Source organism: Algoriphagus litoralis (genome assembly GCF_003259255.1).
Classification (GTDB): domain Bacteria; phylum Bacteroidota; class Bacteroidia; order Cytophagales; family Cyclobacteriaceae; genus Algoriphagus; species Algoriphagus litoralis.
Genome location: NZ_QGOL01000013.1, coordinates 149,355 through 162,038, shown reverse-complemented (window position 1 = coordinate 162,038; position 12,684 = coordinate 149,355). Strand labels below are relative to the sequence as shown.

The 12,684-nt window shown below is 45.7% G+C and carries 8 protein-coding genes; 1 reads left to right on the top strand and 7 read right to left on the bottom strand.

Going from position 1 to position 12,684, the window contains the following annotated elements; all coding sequences use genetic code 11:
* Nucleotides 1-389 precede the first annotated feature (389 nt).
* From DK188_RS16145 to DK188_RS16115, 6 genes are all read right to left on the bottom strand, one after another.
* Nucleotides 390-1,547, bottom strand: a complete 1,158-nt coding sequence (locus DK188_RS16145) for an efflux RND transporter periplasmic adaptor subunit (protein ID WP_111671869.1) — start codon at nt 1,545-1,547, stop codon at nt 390-392.
* Complete coding sequence (locus DK188_RS16140) at nt 1,547-5,869, bottom strand: CusA/CzcA family heavy metal efflux RND transporter (protein WP_111671868.1); 4,323 nt, start codon at nt 5,867-5,869, stop codon at nt 1,547-1,549. The genes DK188_RS16145 and DK188_RS16140 overlap by 1 nt, the downstream gene beginning before the upstream one ends.
* A 72-nt stretch (nt 5,870-5,941) precedes the next feature.
* A complete protein-coding gene (locus DK188_RS16135) occupies nt 5,942-7,321 on the bottom strand; it encodes a sensor histidine kinase (RefSeq protein WP_111671867.1) in 1,380 nt (459 codons plus the stop codon).
* 15 nt (nt 7,322-7,336) lie between these two features.
* Nucleotides 7,337-8,005, bottom strand: a complete 669-nt coding sequence (locus tag DK188_RS16130; RefSeq protein WP_111671866.1) for a response regulator transcription factor — start codon at nt 8,003-8,005, stop codon at nt 7,337-7,339.
* A gap of 78 nt (nt 8,006-8,083) precedes the next feature.
* Nucleotides 8,084-9,196: a glycoside hydrolase family 130 protein gene (locus DK188_RS16125; protein WP_111671865.1), complete on the bottom strand. Its 1,113-nt coding sequence runs from the start codon at nt 9,194-9,196 to the stop codon at nt 8,084-8,086.
* A 387-nt stretch (nt 9,197-9,583) separates the two neighbouring features.
* The gene (locus DK188_RS16115) at nt 9,584-10,798 is read right to left on the bottom strand and encodes a PepSY-associated TM helix domain-containing protein (RefSeq protein WP_111671863.1); all 1,215 of its coding nucleotides are present in this window, start codon (nt 10,796-10,798) and stop codon (nt 9,584-9,586) included.
* Between the two features lie 187 nt (nt 10,799-10,985).
* On the opposite strand from DK188_RS16115, the gene DK188_RS16110 reads away from it, so the two are divergent.
* Nucleotides 10,986-11,762, top strand: coding sequence for a DUF6503 family protein (locus DK188_RS16110; RefSeq protein WP_111671862.1), 777 nt, complete (start codon nt 10,986-10,988; stop codon nt 11,760-11,762).
* Nucleotides 11,763-11,820: 58 nt separating this feature from the next.
* Here the strand turns inward: DK188_RS16110 and DK188_RS16105 are convergent, their stop codons facing one another.
* Nucleotides 11,821-12,684: a transglutaminase family protein gene (locus DK188_RS16105; RefSeq protein ID WP_111671861.1), complete on the bottom strand. Its 864-nt coding sequence runs from the start codon at nt 12,682-12,684 to the stop codon at nt 11,821-11,823.

Below are 12,684 nucleotides of genomic sequence, written 5' to 3'. Positions count from 1 at the left end.
ATAGTCTCAAATTAATCAAAATAGCCCATTTTAATTTCTTAACATTGCCTGAAATGTGTAGGAATTATTAAAATCAGGTTAAGAAAAAATGTATATAAATATTAAACATTTCAAATCGCCCCTCAAGGCCCTTTTTTCTAAAAATCAAGTAGCGATTGGAGCTTTTTTAAACAAAGCGACTCGAAATGGGGAAGACTTTTTTAAAAAAATTGGTTGTCCACCACAATGCCAGTAGATCAATATTCCTCCACTTGGTTAGTCCATTGGATTAGATAGTATTGGTAGTAGGGCTTTAACCAAATCTTGAAAAAAAATTTGGCTAAAGCCTAAATTAATTGTGGGTTGAACTCACAGTGAACTCACTAATGCCTCGTTCCAATTCATCCCACTCAAAGCAGATTAAATCCGCCTTTAACCAACACAATGATGGATTCATCCAGACCGGGAACAGGTTCTATTGCGGTCATTGCTTTATTCTGCACTCCCGGATTGACTTTGACCCGCTCCAAGCGATAGCCTTGTTCGGTTTTGCCTTTTTGAACCAAAACAAAATATTCCCCATCGGACTCCACCAAAGCATCGGAAGGAAGTGCCCAGGACTGCTGCGGATCCAGTTGAATTGTAGCCTGAACAAACATCCCAGGAAACAGCTGCTTTCCCTGTTTTTCGTCCAGGAGATCTGCATGGACATTGATCTGCCGCTGTTCATTGACAGATTGCCCTACGACATGGATTTCTGCCAAATAGTCTTTGCCCGACACATCCGGCAGGGTAAAGCTCAACTTCTGGCCAACGGAGATTTGTGCGGCATCCTTTTCAAAAAGAATCAATTCGATATGCAAATGATCCTTATTCAATAAAGAAATGGCTTTGCCGGAAGCTGGAAGAAACTGACCCGGGACCACAAAAACCTCCTCCACAAACCCGTTGACTGGCGAAAGGACAGGAACTTTGGATCGAATCGATTCAGGGGTAAGTTGGTCTGTATTGATATTAATCAGACCCAGCTGTTTTTTGAGGCTTTGGCTTCGCGCTAAAGCACCGAGGTAGTCCGCTTCGGCTTTGAGGAAGTTTTTCTGCGCAGATATCTGCTCTGCAAAAAGTGTCTTTTGCCGTTCAAACTCTGATTTCAGATACGCCAGTTGACTTGTCGTCTCAAGGTAATCCTGCTGCAAGCGGATGAAATCGGGATTTTCCAGGTAAAAAAGCGTTTGCCCTCTTCGAACTGTCTGACCTTCTACCAAGCTTATCTCACTCACATATCCGCCAAAATAGGCCGATATTTCCTGCATGCCCTCAACGGGCACTTTGACTGTTCCCTGCACATTGATTACTTCGGAAAATTCCCCTTGGACCGGGCTACCCCACTCCATTTTCATGGTATTGAACTGCTCCTCGGTCAGGTATAATTCCGACGATCCCTCTGGCGCTTCGGAGACTTCTATCCCATCCCCTCCCGAGGGTTCAGATTTTCCACAGCCTGAAAAAATCCCCAAAATCAGGGCGAAAAGGCCCAAGCTATAATAGTTTGATCGAATCGCTTGCATCAGTTATTGAGATAAATAAGTTCTAATTGATTGAGTTGAAAATCCAGTTTGGCCTGAAGGTACTGCAGGGTGATACCCCGGGAGTTTTCAATCAGCTGGACGTATTGGAGAAAGTCAATTTCGCCTTCCTTATAGGAGCGAATGGCTTGTTCACGCAATTGGGTCGACAGCTGCAACCCTTCGGATTCATAGTAGTCGATGACCTGTTTATTTTGGGCCAAAGTAGTTTGGATATTGGAAGCGTTGGTCTCTAGCTTTTGTTTGTAGGCTTCTGCCTCCAGCATAATTTGCTCCTGCTGAAATTTTCCGGCTTTTACTTTTGCACTTTGGGAGCCAAAAAACAAAGGAATTCCCACTCCGGCCTGAAAACCCGGATAAACTTTAGCACCTGGTTCGGGATTGGTTCCCCTGAAAAGGTCCACATTCAGATCGGGCAGCAATAATCGCCGATCGACTTTTACCTGACTTTCTGCCTCGAGATAGGCTGACTCATATAAAAGCAGCGAAGGATGATTCGCCAAATCCACCGCTTCTGAGAAATCAAATGACTCAGCTACCAACTCTACTTCTCCTTCGATATTCAATAGCTGTCGAAGCCCGTTTTTAGCAATTTCAAAGCTTCGGCTGGCTTCCGCTTTCTTCAATCCGATCTCCCGAAGCTTACTCTCTGCTGTGAGTTTTTCCAGCAGGTTGGACTCTCCGGTCTCCAGCCTTCGCGTAGCAGCCCTTGCAAATTCCCCATACAGACTGTCGAGGAAACTGTAATTCTGCTCCAATTCTTTCCAGTACAACGCAGTGACGAAGGCTTGACTGATCTCTTTTTTGAGCAGGCGATTACTCAATTGAAAGCGAGCGGATTCCTGCATTTCCATAGCTTCAAGTACATTCTTTTGCGCAGCATAGACTGAGGGAAAAGCAAAACTCTGACGTACTCCCCAGACCCGGTTGTAAAATCCATTTTCCGCGATATCATTTTGGTCAGCACCATAATAGACTTCAGTTTTGCCGACATTCCAAGCAGAGCGGGATCGGGCGGCGGCTGATTCCAGACCTTTTTCCGCAGCCTGAATTCCAAGATTTTGCTGCTGAGCAATTTCCAGAGCCTGATCAAGTGTTAGCTTTTGTACTTCAGTCTGAGAAAAAGCCGGAAAAGAAAACCCTACAAAAAGACCCAAAACCATAAGTGCTGATTTGGGAAGTTTATTTCCACTCCCTTTTTGGGAATTAAACAGCACGTATAAAACCGGCAACACAACTAAGGTCAGCAAAGTGGCAGAAATCAACCCACCAACGACCACTGTCGCCAATGGGCGCTGTACCTCAGCACCTGCCGAACCTGAAACTGCCATCGGTAAAAATCCCAGCGCAGCAGCCGAAGCAGTCAGCAAAACCGGACGCAATCGCTCTTTGGCACCCACGATCACGAGCTCCCGGATGGAAGTGAATTTGTCTTTCATAGATTTGAAGTGTTCGATCATGACGATCCCATTGAGGACGGCGATGCCAAAGAGTGCAATGAAACCCACACCTGCAGAAATACTAAAAGGCATATCTCTGATCCACAGGAGCAGGATTCCGCCAATTGCCGAAAAGGGAATTGCGGTATAAATCATAAAGGCATCCCGGGAAGAGGAAAACGCGAAATACAACAGGATAAAAATCAGAATAAGGGCCACAGGAACGGCAATCATCAAGCGGTTTCGGGCTTGCTGCAAGTTTTCAAACTGCCCCCCATAATCCACCCGATAGCCTTCCGGAATGTTGATCTTCGAGACAATCCCCTGGATGTCATCGACCACGGACTGCAGATCTCGGTTACGTACATTCACCCCGATCACGATCCGCCGCTGAGTGTTGTCTCTGGAGATCTTGGCTGGGCCTTTGGTATAGGAGATTTTGGCTAATTCGTGAAGGGGAACACTTCCTCCTGTAGGAACTTGGATGGAGGCGTTTTCGAGATGAATGATATCCTTGCGGAAAGGCTCCGCAAACCGTACGACTAAGTCAAACTGTTTTTCACCTTCGAAAACCGTCCCTGTACTCAATCCTGCAAAACCCATGGTAACGACCTGATTCAAGTCTTCCACATTCAAGCCATACTTGGCAATCTTGGCGCGGTCGTATTCGATTTTCATCTGAGGAAGGCCATCGACTTTCTCCAGAATAATGTCAGCGGCACCCTCTACGCCTTGAATGGCAGCCTCTATTTCCTCTGCTGTCTCCAGCAAGACCTCCAAATCTTCTCCAAAAACCTTGATCGCCAAATCTGCCCGGACACCAGTAATCAATTCATTGAATCGCATCTCGATCGGCTGGGTAAACTCAAAATCCAATCCAGGGATCGCTTCCAGTGCTATTTTAAACTCCTCGGCCAATTCATCTTTGGTCTCGACAGTCGTCCATTCAGAGGGAGGATGCAGCGTCACAATCACATCACTTTCCTCCATAGACATGGGGTCAGTGGGGATTTCGGCTGCACCGATTCGGGTGACGACCTGATTCACTTCAGGGAATTTCATCAGAATCTCTTCCATTTTGGTCACCGTTTCGACCGTATTGGAAAGCGTGGTCCCAGTCTTCAACACCGGCTGAATGACAAAGTCCCCTTCATCCAGAGTTGGGACAAACTCAGATCCCATGGTTGAAAAAAGTGCAAATGCAGCGATAAGAATCGCAGCTGCTCCAGCCAATACAGCTTTGGAATGCTTCAAAGCCCAATTCAGCGTAGGCTCATAGATTTTGTTCAGGAAATTAATCAGGCGGACAGACACATTTCTGGGTCCAGGTGCTTCTGATTTGAGGAAAAGTGAGGATACTACCGGTACATAAGTCAAACCCAAAATCATCGCACCGATGAGGGCAAAGCTGAACACTTCAGCCATAGGTCGGAACATTTTCCCTTCTACTCCAGAAAGTGAAAGAATGGGAATAAATACAATAATGATGATGATCTGCCCAAAAATCGCCGAATGCATCATCTTGGAAGCCCCAGAGAATGCGATTTTATCTTTCTCGATCTGTTTTTCACTTTTACTAAGTCCCTGAAAAAGCTCCGTAGATCGGGTAAATCGGTAAGCAATGTACTCGACGATGATCACCGCACCATCGATAATAATTCCAAAATCAATCGCTCCCAAACTCATCAAGTTGGCATCGACACCGAAGATGTACATCAGCGAAAGCGCAAAAAGTAAACTCAAAGGGATCACCGAAGCCACTACCAAGCCGGATCGAAAGTTGCCGAGCAGCAGGACCACGACAAAAACCACAATCAAGCAGCCCAAAATAAGGTTCTCCGCAATGGTAAAGGTCGTCCGATCGATCAGTTCGGACCGATCCAAAAAGCCGTTGATCACCACCCCTTCAGGTAGCGTATTTTCCATTTCGGCGATCCGTGCTTTGACACGATCGATGGTTCCTTTGCCATCCGCTCCTTTGAGCATCATGACCTGCCCCAATACTTTTTCTCCCTCCCCGTTGGCAGTGATTGCTCCAAATCGATTGGCATGTCCAAATCTGACTTCAGCAATATCCCGAATGAAAACAGGGGTGCCATTTCTGACATCCACTACGATATTGCCTATATCCTCCAGACTCGTCACCAAACCTTCTCCACGGATGAAAAAGCTTTCGTTGGTCTTTTCGATATAGCTTCCTCCAGCGACAGAATTATTTTTACTCAAAACCTCATAGACCGAAGCAAGATTGATATCCATCCCCTTCAGCCGGTCAGGATTGATTGCTACTTCGTATTGCTTGAGAAATCCACCCCAAGTATTGATTTCGACTACTCCCTGAATTCCGGCCAATTGTCTCCGAACCACCCAGTCCTGAATGGTGCGCAGGTCAGTGATCGAATACTTGTCTTCATATCCGGGCTTGACATCAATGACGTATTGGTAGATCTCTCCCAATCCTGTAGAAATCGGCCCCATAAATGGAGTCCCAAAACCCTGCGGAATCCGCTCCTGTGCCATTATCAAGCGCTCAGAAATCAGCTGACGGGGTAGGTAGGTCCCCAACTCTTCTTCGAAAACTATGGTCACCACCGAGAGTCCAAACTTGGAAACCGACCTGATTTCCTTCACCCCAGGGAGGTTGGCCATCTCCAGCTCTACCGGATAGGTGAGGTATTTTTCCACATCCTCAGTAGCCAGATTGCGGGAAGTGGTGATGACTTGGACTTGGTTATTGGTGACGTCGGGTACGGCTCCGATGGGCAAATTGGAGAGGGCGTAAATCCCAAAACCCAACCAAACGGCAATAAAAATGAAAATGATGAGCTTGTTGCCAATACTCCATTGGATAATGCGGTCTAGCATGAACTTGTAGAATTTAAACCCGAAGGTCTGAGTTCAGCCTTAATCCTGCCTTAGGGGATTCTTAAGATTTGCTTAAGAAAGGGGAAAATCGAGTCTAAACGTACTTCCTTGTCCCTTTTCACTGACTACAGAAATCTTGATTGCAGATTCCTGAGCAAGTTTCTTCACAATGGCCAATCCTAGTCCCGTACCAGGAATCAAGCGGTCGATTGCTTCTTTTTCCCGAAAAAACGGATCGAAAATTCGCTCCAAATGGATAGGAGATATCCCTACCCCTTTGTCGCAAATTTCAATGAAGGGAATTTTGTTTTCGACCCCTGTTCGCACCAATACCTCAGATTCGAAATCGGAATACTTGATTGCATTTTGGATCAGGTTACTCAACATCATCTGAAGGGACTTTTCATTGACTTTGACGTAGATCGGGATTCCGGAGAGGGATTGGAAGGTGATCTTCCGCCCCTGCTCAGTGGCTGTTTGATCGGTGATTTCCTCCAAAAATGTAATGAGCTCCAATTCTTCCTTGACGAGATTTTTCCCTTTTTCCTCCCGCGCCAAAGCCAAAAGCTGATCGATCGTCGCCGACATGCGATCGATGCTGGCAAGGGAGGTTTTGATCTTTTCCACATATTCTTCCGCTGTCCTTGGCTTGCGAATCAGCACTTCCAAAGTTCCTCTCAGTACAGAAAGTGGCGTCCTCAATTCATGAGAAGCATCTGAGGTAAATTGTTTTTCACGGTTCAGGGAGGATTCCAAGCGTTGCAGGAGTTCATTGATCGACCGGGTGAGTTGGCCGATTTCATCGTTGGGATCTGCCTCAGGCACACGCTCGTTGATATTATTTTGGGTGATTTGGTTGGTTTTTCGGATGATGGCTTGGATCGGCTCGATGCTTTTTCCGGCGAGATATCGCATGGTAAGAAAGAGCGAAAGCAAAATAATCGGATAGAGGATCAACAGGACATTGCGGAGATTATTCAGGAGCTCCCGTGAATCCTCAAATGACTTGGCCAACAAGAGGTAACCTTCAAGTTTACCGGCATTGAAGAGCGGAATCTGCATCTGTCGTACTTCACTGGCACCGATTTTCAGGGTCCAGGCTTCTTTTTCTGCCGATTTTTCTGGAGAAAAACTAAGGTGATTTTCACGAAGATTAGGGGATCGATCCATGGATTTGCCTTCCAGGTCGACGATCTCGATAAAAATCGGATTAAGCTGAATCTGGCTGTGCTCCATCTCCTGCCATTCGTCCTTGTGCAAAAACCGAATTTCTCCATTGACCATGAAGATCTCGCCTTTATGCTTGTCCGTTTCCAGCCCTAGTTCGCGATCTATATTCCTCACGACAGTCACGTTGGCTACAAGGTAAATCACCGCAAAAACCACCAAAATGATCAGTGCCGTCACTAGGGTAAGTCGGGTTGCGATTCGCTCTTTATAGGCCAGTTTCATCGTTCTTGACTGTATTTATAGATCTTTAGCCATATAGCCGACTCCACGGATGGTCTGAATGTAATCCTCATCAATGTGTAGATTGAGCTTTTTGCGGAGCGAGTTGATAAAGACATCGATCACACCGGTATTGTATTCAAAGTGAATATCCCAGACACTTTCGATGATCCGGGTTCGGCGGCACACCTTGTTTTTGTTTCGGACGAGATATTCCAGCAGTGCAAATTCCTTTTGCGTAAGCTGAATCTCTTCTTCTCCATTCAGGACCAGATGCCGATCTGGGAAAATTGAAATTGGCCCCAGACTCAGTTTCTCCTCCGAATCCGTTTTCCCGCGGAGCTGAACCCGGATTCGCACCAGCAATTCTTCAAAATGGAATGGCTTTTTGATGTAGTCATTGGCTCCCGATTGGAGACCGAATACCGTCTCGTCTACCGTGTCTTTGGCAGTAAGAAAAATGATCGGCGTCTGTGGGAAGTCTTTCCGAAACTGACGGGTGAGCTCGATGCCGCTGATGCCGGGAAGCATCCAGTCGAGCAAAAGCAAATCGTAATTGCCAGAAAGCGCCAGCTCCAGCCCCTCTTTTCCATTGTCCGCCACATCTACGGCAAATGCCTCCTCTTCCAATCCTTGCTTGAGGAAATTGGATATTCCGGGCTCATCTTCTACTATCAGAATGCGCATAAAATGGATTTACGGCAACAAAATTTGAAAATCCAACGAGAAAACAACGATTTGAAGCCTTAAGATTCACTTAACTTTTCACTTCGCCGGAGCACTGACCACTCCCACCATGCTGTCGGCAGTTCCATAATACAGCAGCCATTTTCCCTGAAAATAGACCAAGCCTTCCAGAAAAGTCGTCCCCTCGGGATATTGTCCAGATTTCTCAAAAGGCAATTCGGGTTGAATGAAGGGTGCAGTCACCCGATCCAAAAGTTTCCAGGGTTCCGAAGCATCAAAAAGGGCCTGCCCTCCTGTATAAACACGATTTCCAAGATTCTTCACACCAACCTGCTGAGAGTTTCCGGCATTATAAAGTACCACGATTCCATCTTTGGTCAACAGTGGCGGTGGACCAGCTTCCACCAACCAAGAGTCAAAGAATCCGGGACGCGGACTCAAGACCGGAACCCGGTTGCCCTCGTGATTTTCGACTGGAACCCAGTTTACCAAGTCATCAGAAGTGGCAAGCCAGATGTGCGGCACACCGTAATACATCCAATATTTTCCCTTGATTTTAGCTGCAACCAGCTTTCCGTCTTTCAATTCGGTGACGATAGCACCGGATTTTGACTCGACATGGTGGTATTTTCCATCCTTCCATTCCTGGAAGATCGGACCGTGCTTTTCCCATGTTTTCAGATCACGTGAAGTGGCCACGGCCAGTCGGGGGACCTCGCGGTTCCATTGGGTATAGGTCAGGACAAACAGTCCCTCCTCAGTCTCCACGATTCTCGGGTCCTCGGTTCCGCCTGTCCACTCAAATTCCTTTTGGGAATCAGCCTGAGGATAGAAAAAAGGAACTTTTTCACGCTCAAACTGAAATCCGTCCGATGAAGTCGCCATTCCTAACCGGGAAGTATGACCTCCGATCTCTTTTTCTCCGAGCTTTTCTTCGGCGCGATAGATTACATGAACTTGACCGTTTCGGACAATCGCTGCGGGATTGAAGGTCGCCATCGATTCCCAATTGACCGTTTTGCCGGACATCGGATCCAGAAACTGTGTATCTGAAATCGGGGAAATGATCGGCTTGGCATTTTCGGGCCGTTCGAACGGGCCAAGCATCCAGGCTTTTTGCTGGGCAAAAGTCAGATTGCTCAAAACTAATAATAAAGCCGCGAGGAATAGTTTGCTTGTATTTTGGGTCATGATAGCAAAATACGGTTTAACAATTGAGGTTTACCTACCCTGGCTGTTTTTTTAACCAAGAAGGCCTCAAAGTTCCGCAAATTAGATCTGTGAACATTCGTCCCAACAGTGAGATTTTTTTTACTATAGAGAAAAAAGAGGGAGGGGTATTGACTTTCACTAAAGTAAATAGAACTGCATTCCCAAATGCTTTTTCAAACGTTTTTGAGAACACTGAGAAAAACTAAAGCTTTTAGTTTTTAACCAGTAAATGAAATCTGGGAATATCTGTGTCGTTTTCTGAGGAAATCTGAAAGAAATGATTCAGGGAAAAATTTTTCTACGACAAACAAAAAAAGACTTCCGGAAATCCCAGAAGCCTTTTTTTTCAAAAATTGAAACTTATGTTTATGCCATTTCGGCCATAGTAGTTACCGGCGTTTTTGCCTTTGACGTTTTCTTCTTTTTCCGCTTATTCCACCAGATCAGCGTTCCAGTGATAGGCAAAGAAGTAGCAATCAGACAAGCCACAAACCAGATAAACTTGGTGAATTGACCGAAGATTTCCCCTGTGTGAAGCGCCTTGACCGATCTGCCGATTTGCTGTCTGACTGGAAGATCTGCAAACAATTTTGCCTCTTTTACTTCCAAAGTCGAAGGATTTAAACTTAGCTGATCCGCTCCTGCTTTTGCAAAAAAGCCCGTTCTTGACTTGCTGACAGATAGATCCCCTCCTGGCTTGGAAGGAAGAGAAATCCTCAAATTACCTGGATAGCTCAGTTCCGAATTACTTTTGGCCACCACTTGATCCAGAGAGATAAAAACCGGCTCTGCAGGTATTTCCTCTTTAGGTTTTTCCTCTTGGCCTCCACCTGCATTCTCTCCGCGGGGAGCCTGATAGGTGTCAAATGTCTTCTGCCATCCCTCTCTATACCATTGGTAGGACCAGAAAGGTCCAGTCACTGCCATGATAAATAAGACCACAAGCGAGTAGAAGGCCAATGTATTGTGCAAATCGTGATTGACCCGCTTCCAATTGCCGGACCATTTGATTTTAAGACCCTGCTTCCAGTTTTTGACTTTCTGAGGAAACCAGATAAAAATCCCGGTAATCACCCCCAATAAAAACAGCAAAGTGGCAACTCCATTGATAAATCGACCCAACTCCTGATTACTCATGGACTCCAGGATTGGCTCTTCAATTTCATTTAAGAGCAACCAGCGGTGAAGTGAAAACATGTAGCCCATAAACTTCTCTGCTCCCGTTTTCTCCGTATTGTTTGCTAGGATTTCTCCTGAATATGGATTGACATAAAAGGTAGTAGGTCGCTCTGCTCCCGCTGTTTTGACACCGAACTGTACGCTACGGTCTTCTGCCTGAAAGACGTTGGCACTGACTACCTCACCTTGTAATTCAGTTTCCACCATGCTTTTTAACTCATCCAATGTCTTCATTTCACCGGAAGCCTCGACAAAATAACGCTCGGAATCAGCAGTTTCCCGGATCTCAGTATTGTAAACGTAAATCGTTCCGCTGAGGCAGACCGCAATAACAATTAAGCCGGATATCAAACCTGCGTAAAGATGGATGTCATTCAAAAATTTCCGGATGGGCTTCCACATGATGGCGTTGAGTTAACGTGTTGCTCTTAGAATAAGAATTGGTACAAAAGTAAAAAGGGGATTCATTATTTAGAACGGTTCTACAAAATAATTTTATTTAGACTGAATATTCATAATAGAATCAAAAATATCCTTCAGAAAAAAATTCTGACAAGTATTTAACTTACCAGCGGAATCATTACCTCCTATGAAAATCACCAAAATCATCCCCATCCTGATCCTCGTTAGTCTTTTCTTCGCCTGTAAGCAAAAGGACACCACTCCAGACCCAAGACTGGAGCAACCTGAAGAATTTAAAAAACTGCTCGACGCGCATGGTGACTGGAAGAAATGGGTCGATGCTAAAGCCTTCTCCTATGCCATGGTCCATGAGACTAATTTGGCTTGGGAAAATCATTACATCAACCTGACCGACCGCAAAGTCCGGATCGATGCAGATACCTGGCAAATCGGAAACGATGGGGAGAAAGTATGGATCAGCCCGAATAGACAGGCTTTTCAGGGCAATTCAGTGAGATTCTACCATAACCTTTACTTCTATTTCTATACCATTCCCTACATCTTCACAGACCCAGGTGTGAATGTGCAAAAAGTAGACCCGCGCATGCTCAATGGCCAGTCTTTCGAGACTTTCGAGGTGAGTTTTGATAAAAATGTAGGCGATAGTCCGGATGACAAGTATTACATGCTGGTCGATCCTGAAAGCGGGAAACTGGCGTGGTTGCTCTACAAGGTGACTTTTTATGATAAAAACAACCAAACCATGAATGCACTCAAGTATGAAGATTATCGGGATGCAGGCGGATTGGTTTTCCCAAGGGTCATGACGGGATACCAGCTGGAAAATGACTCTACCAAGCGAATCCGATACCAAGTCAGCTTTTCTGATGTATTTCTCATAGATGAGCCGATGGATGATGAGTTGTTTGCAATGCCTGAGAAAAATGCAGTTGTGGCCAACTAGTCAATGTTCAAATTCAATTTTGAAGGCTAGTTTATGCTAAGCTTTTCCTGAAAATTGACTATTTCCCCTTGTTCAGCAGTTTCATATCCACTACCGTCCTGAGCTCAGAATCAGCCAGCCCGCCAAAAGTCCCCTGCACCGGCAATGTTCTGACCGGATCCGGGTGGCAAGCCAGTGGGATGTAGCGATGATCTGTAAATAAACCCAAGCTCGGATCCAATCCCAGCCAGCCAGCACCTGGCAGGAACACTTCCAACCAGGCATGCAATTCGTGTCCTTCCTCCAAATCCGGATTAAAGGCGTAGCCACTCACAAATCTAGCTGCCAGACCCAATTCGCGCAGCATTTCCATCTGCATCAAGGAAACATCCCTGCATGATCCGCTTTTTCTTGAAAAAGTAAAGTCGGCCTCCCAGATATTCTGCTCATGCCGGATTTCGTGTTGCCAATCCTGATAGATTTTCTGCGTTAGATTTACTAAAAAATCTACTAAGCCGGTGGAATTTTTCTTGATCTCCAGCAGGTATTCAGTGAATTGATTTTCTGATTTATCAGACAAAAACGGGATCAAAAAGGCGGTCTTATCCTCATAGCTGAATTGGAAAAAAGGATTACTCCAGCCCTGTTCCTCAAAGCTCTTGTCAATGATGAACCCAAAAGGATTGAATGCATGCATTTTGAAAATCCATTCTCCCGTGACCTCCAAGGAACTGGTCTGACCTGAAAACCAAGCCAGTTTGTACCAATTACCTGCTAGATCCTGCCTGTAGTTTTGACCATCAGGGTCCGGATTGACGGAGAATTTCTGATGCTCTATCCTGAAATAGGGTCGATGCTGAGGGATAAGATACAGCTTATGGATCCCCAGAATCACCTCTGAGCTGTAGTCGTATCTGGAGTGATGAGTGACCTGTACCAGCAT

What these genes read in the sequence shown, in the direction of transcription:
- DK188_RS16145 (WP_111671869.1), bottom strand. Translation starts at nt 1,547, where the DNA reads ATGCAAGCGATTCGATCAAACTATTATAGCTTGGGCCTTTTCGCCCTG.
- DK188_RS16140 (WP_111671868.1), bottom strand. Translation starts at nt 5,869, where the DNA reads ATGCTAGACCGCATTATCCAATGGAGTATTGGCAACAAGCTCATCATT.
- DK188_RS16135 (WP_111671867.1), bottom strand. Translation starts at nt 7,321, where the DNA reads ATGAAACTGGCCTATAAAGAGCGAATCGCAACCCGACTTACCCTAGTG.
- DK188_RS16130 (WP_111671866.1), bottom strand. Translation starts at nt 8,005, where the DNA reads ATGCGCATTCTGATAGTAGAAGATGAGCCCGGAATATCCAATTTCCTC.
- DK188_RS16125 (WP_111671865.1), bottom strand. Translation starts at nt 9,196, where the DNA reads ATGACCCAAAATACAAGCAAACTATTCCTCGCGGCTTTATTATTAGTT.
- DK188_RS16115 (WP_111671863.1), bottom strand. Translation starts at nt 10,798, where the DNA reads ATGTGGAAGCCCATCCGGAAATTTTTGAATGACATCCATCTTTACGCA.
- DK188_RS16110 (WP_111671862.1), top strand. Translation starts at nt 10,986, where the DNA reads ATGAAAATCACCAAAATCATCCCCATCCTGATCCTCGTTAGTCTTTTC.
- DK188_RS16105 (WP_111671861.1), bottom strand. Translation starts at nt 12,684, where the DNA reads ATGCTGGTACAGGTCACTCATCACTCCAGATACGACTACAGCTCAGAG.